General features: G+C 40.2%; 13 protein-coding genes and 1 pseudogene. 11 read left to right on the top strand and 3 right to left on the bottom strand.

Annotated elements, in window-relative coordinates; translation table 11 throughout:
* Nucleotides 1-300: 300 nt before the first annotated feature.
* The 5 genes from radA (at nt 301) to PVK79_RS19565 (ending at nt 5,165) form a co-directional block, all read left to right on the top strand.
* Nucleotides 301-1,686 carry a DNA repair protein RadA gene (radA, locus tag PVK79_RS19585; protein ID WP_182719606.1) on the top strand — a complete coding sequence of 462 codons (1,386 nt, stop codon included), beginning with the start codon at nt 301-303 and terminating at the stop codon, nt 1,684-1,686.
* Nucleotides 1,687-1,844: 158 nt separating this feature from the next.
* A complete protein-coding gene (locus tag PVK79_RS19580; protein WP_145235515.1) occupies nt 1,845-2,777 on the top strand; it encodes a hypothetical protein in 933 nt (310 codons plus the stop codon).
* 570 nt (nt 2,778-3,347) lie between these two features.
* Nucleotides 3,348-3,932 (top strand): hypothetical protein, encoded by a 585-nt coding sequence (locus PVK79_RS19575; protein WP_257324053.1) that lies wholly within the window; start codon nt 3,348-3,350, stop codon nt 3,930-3,932.
* A 108-nt stretch (nt 3,933-4,040) separates the two neighbouring features.
* Nucleotides 4,041-4,790 (top strand): DUF2971 domain-containing protein, encoded by a 750-nt coding sequence (locus PVK79_RS19570; RefSeq protein WP_257324052.1) that lies wholly within the window; start codon nt 4,041-4,043, stop codon nt 4,788-4,790.
* Between the two features lie 81 nt (nt 4,791-4,871).
* Nucleotides 4,872-5,165, top strand: a complete 294-nt coding sequence (locus PVK79_RS19565) for a hypothetical protein (protein ID WP_182760219.1) — start codon at nt 4,872-4,874, stop codon at nt 5,163-5,165.
* A gap of 68 nt (nt 5,166-5,233) precedes the next feature.
* Here the strand turns inward: PVK79_RS19565 and ltrA are convergent, their stop codons facing one another.
* Nucleotides 5,234-6,589: a group II intron reverse transcriptase/maturase gene (gene ltrA, locus PVK79_RS19560; protein ID WP_257324051.1), complete on the bottom strand. Its 1,356-nt coding sequence runs from the start codon at nt 6,587-6,589 to the stop codon at nt 5,234-5,236.
* A 662-nt stretch (nt 6,590-7,251) separates the two neighbouring features.
* Here ltrA and PVK79_RS19555 point away from each other — a divergent pair.
* Nucleotides 7,252-8,229: an alpha/beta hydrolase gene (locus PVK79_RS19555; protein WP_182759724.1), complete on the top strand. Its 978-nt coding sequence runs from the start codon at nt 7,252-7,254 to the stop codon at nt 8,227-8,229.
* A 527-nt stretch (nt 8,230-8,756) separates the two neighbouring features.
* Here the strand turns inward: PVK79_RS19555 and PVK79_RS19550 are convergent.
* Nucleotides 8,757-9,978: pseudogene (locus PVK79_RS19550) on the bottom strand (IS110 family RNA-guided transposase).
* 110 nt (nt 9,979-10,088) lie between these two features.
* Between PVK79_RS19550 and PVK79_RS19545 the strand changes: the two are divergent.
* From PVK79_RS19545 to PVK79_RS19535, 3 genes are all read left to right on the top strand, one after another.
* Nucleotides 10,089-10,751, top strand: a complete 663-nt coding sequence (locus tag PVK79_RS19545) for a DUF6988 family protein (RefSeq protein WP_257324050.1) — start codon at nt 10,089-10,091, stop codon at nt 10,749-10,751.
* Between the two features lie 59 nt (nt 10,752-10,810).
* Nucleotides 10,811-11,191 carry a hypothetical protein gene (locus PVK79_RS19540; protein ID WP_257324049.1) on the top strand — a complete coding sequence of 127 codons (381 nt, stop codon included), beginning with the start codon at nt 10,811-10,813 and terminating at the stop codon, nt 11,189-11,191.
* 102 nt (nt 11,192-11,293) lie between these two features.
* Nucleotides 11,294-11,644, top strand: a complete 351-nt coding sequence (locus PVK79_RS19535; RefSeq protein ID WP_257324048.1) for a hypothetical protein — start codon at nt 11,294-11,296, stop codon at nt 11,642-11,644.
* A gap of 323 nt (nt 11,645-11,967) precedes the next feature.
* Here the strand turns inward: PVK79_RS19535 and PVK79_RS19530 are convergent, their stop codons facing one another.
* Nucleotides 11,968-14,685, bottom strand: coding sequence for a TonB-dependent receptor (locus PVK79_RS19530; protein ID WP_257324047.1), 2,718 nt, complete (start codon nt 14,683-14,685; stop codon nt 11,968-11,970).
* 568 nt (nt 14,686-15,253) lie between these two features.
* On the opposite strand from PVK79_RS19530, the gene PVK79_RS19525 reads away from it, so the two are divergent.
* Both PVK79_RS19525 and PVK79_RS19520 read left to right on the top strand, forming a co-directional pair.
* On the top strand, nt 15,254-16,165 hold the full coding sequence (locus PVK79_RS19525) for a pectinesterase family protein (RefSeq protein ID WP_274803939.1): 912 nt from the start codon (nt 15,254-15,256) through the stop codon (nt 16,163-16,165).
* A gap of 64 nt (nt 16,166-16,229) precedes the next feature.
* Entirely contained in the window at nt 16,230-18,314 is a 2,085-nt protein-coding gene (locus PVK79_RS19520; protein ID WP_257324045.1) for a pectinesterase family protein, read from the top strand.
* The last annotated feature ends 153 nt before the right edge of the window (nt 18,315-18,467 follow it).

The following is an 18,467-nucleotide window of genomic DNA, read 5'->3' as shown; positions in this document are numbered from 1 at the left end:
GTTTGCAGCATGTGCGGTGTAATGAGTTACCATCTTTAATTTTTATTATTATGAGATTGCCAAATAAATGGCTCATTACTTTAGTTTATTAATCAAAAAAGCCCAAGCTAAAAAGATTAAGCAAAAAATATGCCCTAAAGTAAAAGTGATAAACCTTGCTTTTTTATATATCTCGATTGTGGCGTTGAATTGCCTTATTGGCAAGGTCAATATTCAGCGCACGATAACGTAACAATAAATTAAAGATCATCCTAGTATGGACATAAATGATTTCAAAATGACGAAGGTAGGCAAAAGTTAATGGCAAAAGCGGCAAAAATAGAGTTTGTTTGCACCGAATGCGGAATGAACTACCAACGCTGGCAAGGACAGTGTCGCTGCGGCGCATGGAATACCTTAGCCGAATTTAAGCCCTCAGCAGGGCAAACTAAAAAAGCAGCAACGCGCAGCGTTGTTGGCGGCTATGCTGGTGGCGTTGGCGGTGGCTCGAAAAAAATTAATGACATCGCAACCACCGAAGCCGAAAAGCAACTAACCGGTATTGGTGAACTTGACCGAGTATTATCAGGTGGCGTAACCACAGGTTCTGTGAATATTATTTCAGGCGATCCCGGAGCAGGTAAAACGACTTTATTATCGGATTTAGTCGCGCGCATGTCACAGCGTATGCCATCACTTTACTGCACCGCAGAAGAGTCGTTATCGCAATTTAAAAATCGTGTTAATCGCTTAAAACTCGATTACAACCCAGACGAACTGTATTTGTTATCAGAAACCAGTGTTGAAACCATTATCGACGAGCTTGAAAAAAATAACATCAAGTTTGCAGTAATCGATTCTATTCAAGCGGTTGTTACTGATACCGCAAACGGCAGCCCAGGTTCACCGTCACAAGTTAAAAGTGCCGCGCAAGCGCTTACACAGTACTGTAAGCAAAACGACGTCACTATGTTTATTATTGCCCACGTAAATAAAAATAATGAAATAGCGGGGCCGCAAACCTTAGTGCATATTGTTGATGCGTTATTACATATCGACACTAACGATGGGCAAATACGTACCTTGCGCGCCAATAAAAACCGCTTTGGTGACATTGATACTGTAGGCATTTTTAGAATGTGCGAACGCGGTATGCTAAGTGTTGATAACCCCAGTGAAATATTTTTATCGGGATCAAGTACCGACTCACCCGGTTCAACCATTACTTGCATTCGAAAAGGTAACCGCAACTTGTTGCTCGAAATACAATGTTTAACTACCGAAACCGAGGCGGAGTTTCCACAGCGAGTGTGCGTAGGTTTAAATATGAACCGAATAAAAATGCTCACTGGTATTTTACGCAAGCACACTAAAACCAAAATCTTTCATGATACGTTTTTTAATATTGTTGGCGGGCTGAGAATTGATGAAACCGAAACCTGTATCGATTTAGCCTTAGTGACTGCCTTACTCAGTAGCTTAAATGAGTTTGTTGTACCGCGTACCACCTGCATAATGGGCGAGCTGAGTTTAAACGGTGACGTACGGCCAATCGACAGTGGCGTGCCACGCGTTAAAGAAGCTGCCCAACATGGTTTTACCGAAATATTTATTCCATTTCGTAATTACCATAAATCAATGGAAGGGTTAGGCGCTAAGATAACCCCAGTTAAAACAGTGCATGAACTGCTAAGTTTAATTAATTAGCCACGCTCAAAAAAGTGCAAATCAATTTGCACTTACTTATGCTAGGCCTTATCAAAGGTATTATTGAATGATACGCTTAGCAAAATCTTAAGTCTAAAGCCGTTAGAGACTAAGCTAAATAACAACGGTGATAATAGAAATCGTAATAAGGAAATAGAATGAAAAAACTCGCAATTGTTGCTGTTGTTGTCGCTGCGGCTATCGGTGGTGTTAGCTATGCAAATCATGCACTGACTCAAGAAGTTAAAGTAGAAGTTGATCGTCAGCTTGCATTAATGAGCCAGCAAATGGGTGTAACAGCCAGTTATGAAGATATTTCGGCCAGCGTGCTTGGGCAAAGTGTTGAAATATCAAATATGCAAATCACTGGTTTTGATCAGCAGCCGGTTGCTAATATTGCGAGCATTGAAGTGGCGGGATACGAAGTAGATAAAATTGCTCCTCGTACCGAGTTGAGCATAAAAAACTTTACCTTCAGTGAGCATTTTTTAGCGCAGTTACCACCAGACGCTAACAATAAACTCGCTGCTGCTAGCTATGATCTCCATACATTGATGAACTATGATGAAAAATCAGGTGATAGTGATATCGACTTTGCGCTTAATGCTAAAAATATTGTAGGCCTTAATTTTAACCTCGGTCTAGCAAAATCAACCGCATTGATGAATGCTTCATTGGCGCTGAGCAAAATGCAGCAACAACTAGGTAGTCAACAGCCGACTTTAGAGCAGCAATTACAGCAACAAACCTTACTAATGGAGGCGCTTGCAGAGCTTGAACCACGCAGCATCGAAATTGCCCTCAATAACGAAGGTGAATTTAAAGCACTCGTTGAACAAACGCTTGAAAAGCAAGGTATGACGCTGGAGCAAATGCAGCAAATGGTCAATATGCAGCTACAACAAGCGCCAGTCAGCGAGGAACTGAGTGAAGCGATTAAAAACTTCACGCAAGGCTTAAGCTCATTAACCGTGTCAGCAAGCTTGCCAGAAGGGCAAACCATGACCGAAATTAACCAACAGATCTTCACCCTAATGGGGCAACCAGAAGAATTGGCAGAGTTTATAAATTTAAAAGCGAAGGGCGAATAGCTCTTAGAGCTATAAGTTGTAAGCCTTAAGCGGTAAGTTTAAGACAAAATACAGTTTTGAGTTATTTTAAAGCGCGAGTTAATCTCGCGCTTTTTTATTGGCGATTCGGGTGAGGGACTAGGATTTAGGCGCTAGGAACTAGGAAAAACCAAAGCAGGTCGGCGTAAAATTTATTATCGTAGGTTGTGGTTCAGAGCAACGAAACCCAACGGTGAAAATTAAAGTTTAGAGATTGTTTCAAGTGGGAAACTGACGTTGATATAGATTTAGGATAATAACTTATTGAATAATCAAGCTGTTGTTTGCTCCCATATTCAGGAAAATGAGCGACACGCGTATCTTTATCTGCTTTATTTTCCTGTATTCATAAACAGTTTTGATTTTTTTTAACAACTCGCGGGTTTATTTCTTGTGATTTACAATAACAAAATAACAACAAAGATAAATTCCTTGATTTACATTTAGATACAGAGTTAGACTGAAAATATTAAAAAACTCAAAGGATTTTCTGTCAGCAACTTGTGGGTTTAGATCCTTTGAATAAGCTGTTATATATCTATCGGAGTTTAGGTGTTCAAATTTTTAGTCGGTTCTGTAGTCGGTTCTGTAGTTGGATTGTTTGGTGGATTTATTTTATTTGTTTCTATTTTAATTACAGATATAAAATTTGATGTCTCGATTGCCACAAATATAGTTATAGCGATTGCCACCGTTATGGCGACAGTTATTCATTTCAGTTCGATAAGGCAACAAAGAAAAGATAGATTATGGGATATTAATAAACCAATTCTCTTAGGCCTCAGCAAGTCTCTATCTTCAGTTATTAAAGCATCAGAATTTTACCTTCATGAAGAATATGCAGAAAGACATATGGATGAATCAACGAATTCAAATAATGCTCCTGATCCTAATGTTTATAAAGACTTCTCTGAAAAACGAGACTATGCATTAAATGTATATAAAACCTTAATGGATAAAGAGTTGATTGAAGCATTAAAAGAAGCAAAGAGGATCAACGACAATATTGACCACGGCGTTAATGAATATGACGTTGATCATATTACAGCATATGAAGAATCTATATCTACTAACAAAGACTTACAAGATAAACTTGGTTTTTTTATAGCAAAGATATCAGGCGTAAAAGATATATAACAAGGCATTCAAACGGAAAATTTACAGTTGGCTGTTTTTCGTGCCTCAAACATTTTAGCCAACTATAATTTTCCGCTTAATGCGGCGTTAGGCCGAAAAAGGAAAATTATGCCAGCCGAAATTTATCATCCATGTTTTTTACCTCCTGAAGATAAAAACGTGAAAATCTGGCGATACATGGATTTCACTAAATTTGTGTCGTTACTTGAAACTGAATCTCTATTTTTGTCTCGAGTAGACAGGTTTGAAGACCCTTATGAAGGTGCAACTTCTCATGCCAACTCTATTATGAGACCGCATATTTATGGAGACAAAGGCATTCCGGAAGAAGCGCTGCAACAAATGTCTAAATTTATAAAGTGGACACGTTCATGGACGTATGTTAATTGCTGGCATATGAATAACACTGAATCAGCGGCAATGTGGAAGTTATATGCCCAAACCAATGAGGCGGTAGCAATTCAATCAACTTATACAAAACTCCATGATAGGTTGGCGAAAGATACTTATGTTGGTGTTGTTCACTACATAGACTATGACAAGGATTGGTTGCCCGAGGGTAATGGATTTTGGCCGTACGTTCACAAGAGACAGTCTTTTGAGCATGAGAAGGAACTACGGGTACTAATTCAGGATCTTCCGAGTTTTGAAGAACCTGACAAAGGGTTTGATTATTCTCGTGAAAATAATGAATTTGGAAAATCAATTAAGGTTGATCTAAAAGAATTAATTGAAAACGTATATGTTTCACCTGCAGCTCCCACGTGGTTCTTTGACGTCGTCGCAGGCGTTGCTAAACGTTATGGGTATGAATTTGAGGTCAAACAGTCAAATCTAGCAAAAGAACCTGTATTTTAGTGAGGCATGGCCTAACAAACGCGTCAATTAGGACGCTCGCAAGCTCGCGCCTATTACGCGGGCGTTATGTTGCATAGGGATATGATCGAAACTTTCAAGAAAATCAGTTTTATTACGGTCTTGAGTACATTAGCTGTAATGTTTGTGCTTCTTCTCTCTGATGCACCGTATGCAATGTTAAGCGTAAATGTTTTTTTAGTATTGTGGAGCTTGGATAAAGTTTTTTTGTGGTACTTTAATTTTGATTTCGGAATCGCAAATCAACTAAAAATTAAAAAAGAAGCTCCTAAACTACTAAGGCTAGTAGGTCTCATATTTGTTCTATTTATTTTATATATTGGTGCAAACGGTATATTGGAGTTGTCTGCAACATAATCGGGTAGCCGGAGGTCTCTAACCTCCAGCCCCCACACCACCCATCATGCGGGTCCGCAATGGGCGGTTCATCTCCCGTAGTGAATATTGATCCAAATATCTCTTAATGACGCTAAACCTTGTGACGCTAGATAGTCATTGCCTATCGCAATGTTAATTCCTTTTGTTTTTGAGCTTCTACAAGGACCTTTACTGGTGATACCACATGCAATGGCGAGTCGTTCGCTAACACCCAATTTCATTAAACTGCGTACTTTGGTGCGAGGTTTACGCCATTGCCGCCAGTAGCACATTCTTATCCTACGGCGGATCCAGTGATCTAAATCCACCGTTAGCTGATAAGCGTTGGCTATTAGGTAGTAGTGTCCCCAGCCGCGCAAATACTGTGTGAGTTTATGAATTTGTAGGGTCATTGAGATCCCCCAGTTGCGGTTAGTGAGCTCCCTGACATTTGCTTTAAATTTCTTTAGCGCCTGTTCGTGGATCTGCACTTGACCGTAGCGGAAGGTAAACCCGAGAAATTTCGAGCCTGATACTGGACCGACCCGACTTTTCGATTCATTCACTTTGAGTTTTAATCGCTTAGTGATGAACGCAGTAATTTCCCGTTGGATTATTAGTCCTTCGCTTTTGGTTTTTACTAAAATGATTATGTCATCAGCGTAACGGGCAAACTTAAGGTGTTTGTAGGCTAGCTTCTTATCTAATTCATCGAGTAAAATATTGGAAAGTAAAGGGGATAATGGCCCACCTTGAGGGACTCCTTTGGTTGACTCAAACCACAGACCTGTTTCGCACTCTGCTACTCCCGCTCGTAGGTATTTACCGAGTAGGCGCATGAGTGCTTTGTCTTTGATTTTACGACCAACACGATTCATCAGCATGTCATGGTTTACTTCATCAAAGAACTTAGACAAGTCGATATCAACCGCTGTTTTATAACCTTGTTTAACACAAAATTGAACATGGTTCACTGCTTGACTGGCTCTTTTATGAGGACGATAACCATAACTATGTGGTGAAAATTGAGTCTCAAAGTAAGGGCTGATCACTTGAGCAATGGCTTGTTGGATCACTCTGTCGATAACAGAAGGGATCCCAAGCATTCGCTCACCGCCATCGGGTTTGGGTATCATCACGCGTTTGACTGGCAAGGGTTGATAAGTGCCGTTAAGTAATTGTTGTTTAATACCCAGCCAATGTAACTTAGCGAAGTGATTAAACTCTTCAATACTCATATTATCAATACCCGCAGCCCCTTTATTGCGCTTAACATGTTGCCATGCTGCACCAATATTGTGGTTGCTTAGTACCCTTGCCATCAGGTCATGATCTGTTTGGCTATATTCATTCGAGGTATTATTCACAGTAGAACGCTGTTCATCACTATCGCAACACGGTGATCTATGTGAATTCAAGTTCATTTGTAGTATCTCCTCTGGTTAAGATGTTCAGGCCTTCACCGTGTCCCCTCCATTACGATGGGCGTTTGGCTACTATGCCGTCTGCTGACTTCTGATAAATCACTCTAGCGATTACTCGATAAAGCGCGTCTAAACTAACGCTTGTTTACTGCTATTTCGCTCGCTGTAGGTCGCAGCAACCAAAGCGCCAAGGGTTGATCAACCAGTCCCTAACTGGTAATCTCCAAGCGTTAGCGCGGATGCGTGTTTATCAGATCTCCCCGAATAAGGTGCATCGACTTTCTCTGCACAACTGCATCATTTACGGTGGCCGTTAGATCACATGACTTCGCTATCTTGTGCTAGCTCGTCTTCAGCCTACGCCTCATATGATGTTTTTGTTCATCAGCTCGCAGATTTGCTAGCGGCTTCCTCCAGACTATCTCTCGCGATTTAGCCCTTGCCATTCGCTAGTAGTTATCGTTTAATAACAGTATGTTATTTAAACGGTGATCTTCCTACAGAGGACTTTCACCTCATAAGTCAATGCCCATGTCGGGCGTACACAAGCCAAGCCATCGGAAAACCGCTCACTGGCTGCGCCAAAACGTTTGCGTTTTCAGCTGCTTGGGGCGTTAGCTGCTTAGGTAGGCTCCTGAATAATTTAAAGTGTTACATTAAAGATGAATAACGCAATTAAACTAATTTTCTATTTCACATTCGCTGTGCTTATATCTGGCTGCACTTCAATTGGAAGCTACATTATATCAAATCCTGATGTTTATTTATCAGAGACCGAATTTATCAAAGCTGAGCCTGAAGAAATCGGTTTCATAAAACACGAATTTTGCTCAATTAATAAAAAAGAGTGCATTCCATATATAACCGCTCCTGCTTACCTAGCGGAGGATTTCCCAACGGGGAACTCTGTATATTACAACCTTCATGCAATAGGCAATGGAGTAGAAAATACGATATCTTACAAAATGACGCCTGATACATTTGATCGTTTCAAGGGAACTGCTGTATTGCTGCATGGATATGGAGGCAATAAAGAAGTTATGATAGCTACTGCTATCTATTTCAGAGCTCTTGGTATGAACGTGGTCATCCCTGATCTATTTGGTCATGGCGAATCAAGAGAAAAGTTCGCTTTTGGTTCGCAGGAACATCAGATACTTTCACAACTTCTACATCAATTAATAACTAAAAAAGATAATCAAGAATTTACGATAGTTGTCGGTCATTCCATGGGAACTTTAACCGCAAGTAATCTACTTTTATCTGAACATGTAGATGCAGCTATTTTACTTGCCCCAATGATGAGATTCGACCTAGCTGCAAAAGAATTCTTACCGTATAAAGCTCCTATGTTAAGCCGTTTTTTGTCCGAACACGTGGATGATATTGTTACGAAAACAATGGAAGATGCATCAGTTACATTGGAAGAAACTGACTTATTAATTAATTTAAATGAAAGCAGTAAACCAATATTGTTAGTAAACTCAAATATTGATTCGGTTTCACCACCTAATTACTTTTTGTCAGTTAAAAATAAACAGGTAAAAAAACTTATATTTGAAAATCGAGCTCATTCAAGTTTGATGGTTTTCAATAAAGAAGATTCCAGTAAAATTGAGAAGTGGTTATTTGAATTGTAATGTGTTGAAGCAGCTAATAAGCCAATTAAGCGGGACTAAAAACAGTTTGCTGGTTTCGCTTCGCTACACATTTTAGCAAATAATTTTTAGCCCCTTATTGGGGCGTTGGTATGACTCCCACTGTCAAGTTAAACACACAGATCCTTGCCTAACTTTTTAAGCCATAATTACTTCAGCTCGAATTAGAGCGAGTTAATACATAGGATGAAGCAAGTAATTTCGTCGGTTATCTTGCTGATATGACTACAGGCGTCCTGCCTTTCGTGAATCAGCTGCGCTGTTCAAAATTGTTCCTGACAATTTTGTCGTTGGTTATTACTATTTCTAGTAACAGAGCAAACCTTACTTATTTCATCGTGGCACCTGTCTTCAGTCTATGTTCGTGGTTCAATGCAGCGTTAGCTGCATTGCCATCCTAAAGCTTCCGCGTCCTGCTCACGCCCCTTACCTACATCCATGTAGGCAACGCCGTCGGTGGTTGTGCCACACCCGATGCTTGATCCCATGCATTAACTCTAATTCGTTTATCATGCGGGTACTCTTGCCAATCTAAGTTTTGTATTCACTGGCGTAAGCACCACTTCTTTAGCAATGGCCCATATGTACGCAATCATTTCTCGGGCAATTGCGGTGACAACCAGGTTGTAGTGTTTCCCTTTGGCTATCATTTTTTTATAGCGCTTGCAGAGCCTAAGTTGTGCTTTCCACGCAATATCAATAATATCCTTTGGTAAACCTTCTTGTCGTTTTTGCATATCTGTCGATATATTTGCTGCATAGCGATAAGTGTGCGCGCCTTCAATTAGTAGGCGTCTTGCTCGGCCATTTCCGCATTTTGTGATAGCGCCAATATGGCGTTTGCCACCACTCGAGTGTTCACTGGGTACAAGACCGAGATAACTCATTAATTTACGGGGATGATCGAAGCGCGTTAAATCGCCAAGCTCAGCAACAACACCGGTGGCGACCAACAAACGAACACCTCGCATTGCTTGTATTGCTTTAACAACGGGATAATAACGCCATTGATGGACGTGATGTGTAAGTTCATTATCTAATCGTTCAAGTCGGCTTATTCGCTCGGTAATTGTTTGTAAAAACTCTTGTAAGACGATGTGCTGTGCTGGGTGTGGAAGCACAAGCTCAGTGAGCCAACGTAAATGTTTTTGTGACCAATTTGCAGTGCCTTTGTAATTAATATTATTACGAAGCAGCAGTGCTTTTAATTGATATTTAGCATCTTTTAAATCTTTCATGGCTACTTCGCGTGCGCGAGATAAATCACGTACAGCTTCATCTTCAGGCTCGGGAACATAGATAGGTGTTAAATCTTCAGATTTAAGTAATTTAGCGAGCTTAAGGGCATCACGTTTATCGGTTTTAATCTTCTCGCCTGGTTTTTTAGGAATAAGAGACGGGGCAACCACATAACAGCAATGGCCAAGGCTTGTGATTAATCTGTAAATCCACAAATTTATAGGGAATAAATTTGAACCGCGTAGCGGGCTTTAGTGAGTATCAGGGACGATACGAATAATAACCACAAGGGCCTGCTTCATAAACAAAGTGTAGCGTTGCGCCAGGGTATTTAGATTCAAACTGACGAACAAGCTTTTGAACGGCAATTTTGGAAGACGAAACTCGACCAAGGTGAACAGGTTGTGCACCTCTATGTTCTTCAATATAGGCGACTTCATTGAATTCTTTATGTGTATCAAGTCCGATAAAAAGTATGCTATGTTTATTCATGTTAGCCTCTGCTGTTTAGTTAATTGACAAACTAATTATGGCTCTGGCTTTGAATTAAGCTAACCCACGAAAAGCGGAGGCTAACACCGTGTGGGAGTCATTATGTCTAAATGCATATGAATCTCCTGAGCAATTACACTGAAATGTTGACCTTCGTTGAGAAAGAGCTCGATGAAATAATCATTACTTCAGATAAGCCAAATATTAAAGCCGCTGCGACTTTGCTGACGGTCACAATTGACCACGCCCAGGGTATTAAAATCCTCCTTGGAAAAGGGGCTTACCCATCGGCAGCGGCATTGATGAGAGTTGTTTTCGAAACCTATATAAGAGCAATGTGGGTTTGGAAATGCGCGAGCAAAAAACAAGTCGATACATTTATCAACAAGGATAAAATTGTCTCGAGTGATGGCAAGGCCATTTACTTTAAAGACTTGGTCAAGGCAGTTGAGGTTAGCCACGGGCTACCAGCATACCTTTCAGAAATTCAAGCTAATGTATGGTCGGGGCTAAACAGCCTAACCCACGGTGGCAATATTCAACTTGCTAGGAACTTTGATGGTAAAACCATACGTCATTGCTACGACAATGATTTAGTCAACGAAGTTATAGAGTTCTCAACTATGCTTACTTGCTTGGCATTTTCAGGAATCTTAGACTTAGCCAATAACAAAAATGGGGAGTTAGTGTCCGGCAAGCTCTTGCAGTTAATCGAGCCGTGGGCATTTAACAATTCAAGCAAGAAGGACGCAGCAAGCTGCGCCTCTTCTTGAGGCGTTAGGTTTCTCTTACAAAGGAAGTAAAAAGTTTGGTGCAAAATAAGTACACAAAGATGGCAATCATTGCCCTGATAGTTTCGAGTTTTCTTGGCGCTTTGTTACTTGGCAGCGTTTATGACTTCTTTTCGGAAAAAACGGATATGGGGGTACTTGGTTGGTTCTTTGCCTTTTTGGTTCCGCTTGGAGTAATAATAAACCTTTTTGTTGCCTATAAAATATTCCGAGGCAGCTTAAGGTTTATCAAATTTGCATTTTGGATATACGTACTACAAATTATCGGATTTGAGACACCCCACTTAGGGTTTTCAATCACTTTAGGCTTTAGTTTTAATATTACGTGGTCAGTATATGATGTAAGCATTATTTTCAATTTGTTTGCAATTCTTATGTCAGTAATCCTTTATAAAGCAATGTGCAATGCCAACGAAACCTAACAAGTGCATTATGTTGTTCGTAAACTCACTGGGAATTTTACTCGCTGGAAAAGCGCTTCTAAAATCCCCATATGCAAAGCGTTATGTGTTTAAGGAAGTTCGGTGAAACATCCACTATTTAGTGAAAATATGGACGATAAGTTAAGTCGTTTTTTATTAATATTTTCAGAATCGAAACTTTGTCTGTTCTTTGGTTTTTCTGCTCTTTTGATATTTGTTATTGCGAGCCAAAATTCGACATTTTTTGAATTTCTTAATAAACATTGGCTAGGGAATATTCTTCAAGTATATTGCGTAGCAGGTGCAATTTTAACTTGGCTGGCCGCACAAGATCATAGTTACAAAATTGGGTATCGTAAATTAGTGCTTTTCATGTTCTTTCTTTGGCCACTTAGTTTTTTATATTTAATGTATGTTCAAGTTAGCTTTCATTTAGAGTCAAAAAACACATAACACATATGAGCCTAAACTCTGTCAATAGGCACTAGTATTTTATTTGAGCGTTTTTATAAATGGACGGTCAATTCTAAATCAATAAAAAAATTCGTTTACTTCGTTTGTCGATGTGGCTGTTAAGCAAGTAGCTTAGGCAAATACATATAAGGTGCGTTACTCAGTAATCGATTATTGCAATCTCATTGCAGCCTACTTTTTTGCATATCTTTAATGGGTTTTTACAAACATTACATAAAAGCTAGATACAAAAAAGCCCGCATATTTTATGTATCTGCGGGCTTTTTTATCAGTTCAAATAGACACTGATTCGTTGCAGTTTACTAAAATGTATAACTTGCGCCGATAAAGTATTGTGTACCGGTATGGCTGTATTCTCTCGTTAAGTTGAGATCTCCGTCTCCGGTACCATATATACGTTCAACTTCGTCTGTTAAATTAATAATTTCCAGTGAAAGCGAAATGTTTTCATTCACATTATAAAATGCAGATACGTCTACATGAGTCGGACCAAACTTACGCTCTTGAGCATGGCCGTTTCCGGCTGGCTCTTGAAGTAGGTAATCATCGCGTTTGTTTAATGATATACGAGCGCCATAGTTTTCTTCATCATAATACAATGTTGCATTATAAGAATTGGGTGACAAGCCTGTAGAGTCTTGTGCGCTTACATGTGTGAAGTTAGCAACCACACCAAAGTTAGACAGCCAACCGTCTAAAAAGATAAAGGGTTGTTGATACATCAGCTCATAACCAGTCACGCTATAGCCGTCGTTATTATTGACTGGTATGCGGTGTGTATAGGTTTGCGATGCGGGGTCACCTAGGGGGGCTGTGGCTATATACTGAGGATCAGCGTAAATAGATGGCCAAAACTCTTCGTCTACCAGTTTTTCTACTTCTTCAGTATCAAGAGAGGTCACTATGTCTTTATTAAAAACATTAAAAGCAACAACAGCTTCTTCTGCGAAATACCATTCAACACTCAGGTCAACATCATTTGATTCATAAGGGTTCAGTCCAGGATTACCTAAGTTACCTACAGTAAAAGTCGTATACCCAAACTGCGGTGAAGCAATATTTAAACTACCTAGACTTGGGCGAGTCATGCTGCGAGCATAAGCAAAACGAGTCACTATATCATCGGTGACTTCAAGTGCTAAATTCATCGATGGTAAGAAGTTATTGTAATCGCGCGTAACCGACAAAGGACTATTGTTTATAATGGCTTCAGAAGTGACCTCAGTGTTGACATAGCGCACGCCAAAGTTAGTACGAAGATACATGTCACCAATTTCATGATCACTGTTTAATTCAAGGTAAATGGCTTGTGTTTTCTCACCTACCACCCAGCCTTGAGCTGCATTATTGGTATAATTATGAGTAAGAATACCGTCGGCCTCTAGCTTATCAAAGTCAGCAACAAGAAAAGGAGCCAAAGTAGCGCCATCTAAGCCTTTACCAAAATCCGAATACGGAAATGGGGTTGTATATTTTGAAGGATCAAAGGGAGTAAAGTCACCATCTGCCGTTCGATATTCAACTTCTCTGTCATTAAAGGCAAGTCCGGTTTTTATATCAAAGCTATCTCCGGCATAAGCGAGATCCAGTTTCACTGTGGTATTTGATTTTTTAACATCGTCACTACGATTAGAGGCATTGACTGCATCAAGGTAGTTATTAGGATCGGTCGTATCGTAATCGCCATAATCTACTGTCGCTGCATTTCCACTGCTGTAATCATAGGAATAGAAGTGGGGAACCGATCGGTAGTAATAACGAATTTCCTCTCTGTCAGCGTCGTTTTTAGCCATACCAGCCATAAGGTCAAGCGACCAGCGATCATTAAGTTGAATATCGCCAGATAATACATACTGGTCAAATATCGAATCGGACACCTGGTATCGGCTTTCGTACCATGAGGTGACATTTTCAAAACTGCCAGCAACAAGGACTTTACCCGACTCATCGACCGTAAACGAAACGGGGCTTTGACCTTGGAAATCACCCGGAGCACCACGATTAACTAGCCACTCCATAGAGTTGTAGTTTCTGCGATCATTTTCTAACTCAGAATGCAATATATCCAATGTGAATAACATGTCGTCATTAGGCTTATATTGCAAAGAACCGGTAACCCCAATACGTTTTTGCTCATTCCCGAAAAAATCAGCCCGCGGTAACCGAGGTACCCATAAACAGGATATAGCTTCTTCAGCACCACAGTAATTACTAGGCGTTCCGTTGATGGTCGATAGCCCAGAAGTGTCACCCCATGTGCCATTACCAATTCGATTTGTTGGCTCCCAGCGCACGCTGCCAAAGCCTTCTTGACGCACACTTCTATCTGATACTGCGACCGAAAAAAGTGCACCAAAGGTATTATCAGCAAATGTATTACTGGCTAAGAAAGCAAACCTAGGGTCAACTTCACTGGTTAAATCATTATAGCCACCTTTAAGTGACAGGGTCGAATTGAAGCCGGGGTTATCAAAAGGGCGTGCAGAGTACATATCGACTGTACCAGCAATACCACCTTCTTCAATCGAGGCTGTTTGCGTTTTTTGAATATCTATACGGTTGAAAAGCTCTGATGCAAATACATGGAAGTCAAAGGCTCGACTATTGTTAACAGTTACGCCGCCAGAATCGAGACCATCACTTCCTGCGGGTACTTCCATACCGTTAAGCGTAGTTCGGGTAAAACCCGGGCTAAAACCTCGTAGAACAATATTACGACCTTCACCACCTTCGCGCGATATTGCCACTCCAGGAACTCGCTGAATGGCTTCTGCCACATTTAAGTCTGGAAACTTACCAATATCTTCAGCCATAATTGACTCACGAGTATTAGCTGCATCTCGTTTGGCTTCTAAGGCTTTAATTAAAGAACCACGAAAGCCTTTTACTTCAATGACCTCAACATCCTCAGATGCTGCTGGTTGAGATTCTTGAGCGTTACTAAAGAATGAACTTACGGTAAGGGCGGCAAGCACGTTAGTAGCAATTAAGCTTTTCATAAATGTGTGTGTTAGTTTCATTATTGCTTCCTTGGAACAAAGAGAGATTAAATTGCGCACTATTTGATAAGGTAGCGCGTTAAATTAAAAGTAGAGATGCTGTTACTTTGTTTACATAAGTTACCACTAATAAAATTTATTTTTATTAGGTTGCCACCGGTGGCAGTTTGGTGTCAAGTTGTTTGTTAATATAATGTATGATTTGTATCGTTAGATCTGCGAGCTTTATTTTTGTAAAAAATAACACGATGATTTTTTTAGGGAATGATATTTAAATAAATTTGCCACCGGTAGCATAATTTGTTAGAAATAAGTATTGAAGAAGATTTTTTGGATAAATACCAGTCCAATTAGTTGGAATTGCGTTACATGCTAACTTCGTTCACAGATAATCAGCTATGTTGCAAACTGTGACTGCTATGTAGAAGTTATGGCTACAGGTGTTCAGTTGCTGTCCCCATAAGATGAGAGCGATTGTGATATCAATAATAAAAGGGTGGTTACGACAGTGATTACAAAAAACAAAAGAACAAGTCCTTTAGCGCTTTTAATTACATTGTTTCTTGTATCATTTGGGGCGCGATCGGTAGTGGCTCAAGAGTACGCCACAAAGATGGTAGTCTCCAAAGATGGTACGGGCGATTTTACTTCCATTCAGGCAGCAATCAATGCAAGTAAAACTTACCCTTGGCATGACATAAGTATTTTCGTTAAAAATGGCGTTTATGCAGAAAAGGTAGAAGTTTACTCATGGAATACACGAATAAAACTAATAGGTGAAAGTAAAGAAAATACAATTATTACCTATGGCGACCATTTTAATAAGATAAATTTAGGTCGAAATAGTACCTTTCACACATATACATTAATGGTGCGAGGGAATGACTTTAGCGCCCAAAATTTGACTATTATTAATAGTGCAGGCGCGGTTGGGCAGGCTGTTGCTTTGCATATCGAGGCTGATCGAGTAAGCATAAATAACGTAGCTATCAAAGGCCATCAAGATTCCTTGTACCTAGCTGGCGAAGGGTTTCGCTCGTATTTCAAAGATTGTTATATCGAAGGCACCACAGACTTTATTTTTGGTGAAGGCACAGCAATGTTCGAAGACTGTGAAGTTAAGTCACTCAGTAACTCTTATATTACAGCTGCTTCTACCCCTAAAAATCAGGCGTTTGGATTTGTGTTTAATCGTGTGAAGCTAACTGCCAGTGCTGCTGTTGATAAAGTTTATCTTGGCCGTCCTTGGAGACACCACGCTAAAACTGTGTTCATTAACTCTGACTTAGGTCTGCATATTGCTCCTGAAGGTTGGCAAAATTGGGGGGATGTTAGTAAACAGGAAACCGTTTTTTATGCTGAGTTTAATAACTCAGGGCAGGGGACTAATAGTATTAAGCGAGTGGCTTGGGCGCATCAACTGAGTCAAGTCGAAGCGCAAGACTACACCATTAAAAACGTGATGCGTGGCTGGCAGCCAAATATAGTTAGTAAAAAATGATCTTACTTACTCGCCACAGGCCTACTTTAAACATGCTATTTTTACTATGTAAGGAAAACTTCACATGCAGTTACATGGTCGGTTAAAAACAATAAGCGGTACTATTCAGGGCTTATTATTTTTCTTTGGACTTATATGTCAAAGCTTATCTGCGAATGAACTCGTATCACCACGAGTTGATGCAATTGTTGATAAAAACAATGAACACGCTTTTGCCACCATTGCACAAGCTATTGAGCAAGCACCTAATAATTTATCTCAGCCCTATATTATTAAAATAGTCTCTGGTGACTATTATGAAAAACTCGTTATTAACAAACCTTTTATTACGTTATCAGGTGCAGGGGCTGATACTACTCGATTATATTTTGATGACTATTCAGGAAAAGCAACAGTAAATGGTGGCAACCTAGGAACATCAAACTCAGCCACGTTAACTATTAAATCACCCAATTTTAGTGTTGAAAACTTGCATATTGAGAACACCTTTGACTTTGCGTATTACGATGCGCTGAGTAACGAGGATCCAAAACGTGTATCAGGTCTACAAGCAGTGGCTGTATTGACCGACTATGGTAGTGATAAAGCATTGTTTAATCATGTAAAAATCAGTGGATATCAAGATACTCTTTACACGAAAGCAGGGAGATCTTTATTTATCAATAATACCATAAGTGGTCATGTTGACTTTATTTTTGGGGGCGGAGCCGCCGTTTTTTATAAGTCGAACATAGTGACTCGGGCTAGACCTAACAAACAGTTACCCATAGGTTTTATTACTGCACCAAGTACTAATATTGAGCAAGCATTTGGTCTGGTTTTTATTGATTGTGCACTTAGCGCAGAGGAAGGGGTGCAAGACAATAGTATGGGGTTAGGAAGACCTTGGCATCCTACAGCTACATTCCCTGATGGAAGGTATGCAGATCCTAATGCAATAGGACAAACAGTATTTATAGATACTTGGATGGGAGCGCATATTCAACAAGAAGCTTGGCATCCAATGGAAGGAACAGCTAGAGCCGGTGGTAAAAAGGTGTTTCGTGCAGAAGATGCTCGTTTTTTTGAGTACAATTCTTCCGGTCCTGGGGCATTTATAACAACGAATAGAAGACAGCTAAATGAGAGTAAAGCAGCATCTTTTACTTGGGAAAATATCTTGGGTAAATGGTATCAATCTCCCCGTATTCAACAAGCAATACAGCAGGTATCGACGCGTGAGGTTGTCAGTTCACTCAGTGGTGAAATGGCTGAGTACACCATTGAAAGTGAGTATCGAAAAAACAAGAAACAGTTTCCTTTTATTAGTCCGATAAACAAACCGGAAAATATCGAGCAAACAGCACAGTCCATCAGCGAACATTACAACTTAGCTTACAAAACGGTGGATGGCTCAACGCTGCACCTTGACTTATTTTATCCTAATAAAGCAGAGCAGGCTAAACCGTTGGTCGTAATGATCCATGGCGGCGGATGGAGGACTGGTAACAAGTCTCATCAAACGCCAACGGCACGCTGGTTAGCTGGCCAAGGTTTTGTGGCGGTAAGTGTCGAATATAGAACCTCTAAAATGGCGCTCTATCCAGCTGCAATGGCAGATATCAACGATGCGATTAAGTGGCTAAAACAACATCATAAATTATATATGATAGATACCAAAAAAATCGCGGTGTTAGGGGCGTCTTCTGGTGCTCATATGGCCACGTTATTCGGGGCCATGAGTACCAATCACGATACAAAATCGCCTTACGAAGCAGTGCAAGCAATCGTGAACATTGACGGCGTGGCTGATTTAACCTCAACAGCGGCGAGGATGTTTGAAGATAAACCTGGAAAGATTTCTTATGCAGCGCTTTGGTTAGGTGGGCGTTATGCACAAGAGCCAAAACGTTGGCATGCGGTTTCGCCGGTAGAATATTTAAGTAAACATACTCCAGCAACGTTATTTATTAACTCTTCCCATGACCGTTTTCATGTTGGCAGAGATGCTTTTGTAGCGCAGCTAATTAAAAACAACGTCCATCAACAAGTGTATACCATACCCGATACACCGCACACCTTTTGGCTATTTCACCCTTGGGTAGACGAAATGCGCAGCGTACTTGCGTCGTTTCTCAATAAGGTTTTGGTAGAGGAAAACCCTCGCTAACGCCTCTATTGAGGAATTTAGTAATAGAGAAATCTTTGACCGAGTTGTGAAAATATTCTTAAAAGCGAGCCGTTATAGCAAATACAGTAAGATGTAACTTAAGTGAAACTTGTTTAATACAGACAATAAAACTGGCAATATTTCATCGGCTAA

The organism is Pseudoalteromonas rhizosphaerae, assembly GCF_028885455.1.
Classification (GTDB): Bacteria; Pseudomonadota; Gammaproteobacteria; order Enterobacterales; family Alteromonadaceae; genus Pseudoalteromonas; species Pseudoalteromonas rhizosphaerae.
This window is presented reverse-complemented; position numbering and strand designations above follow the sequence as displayed.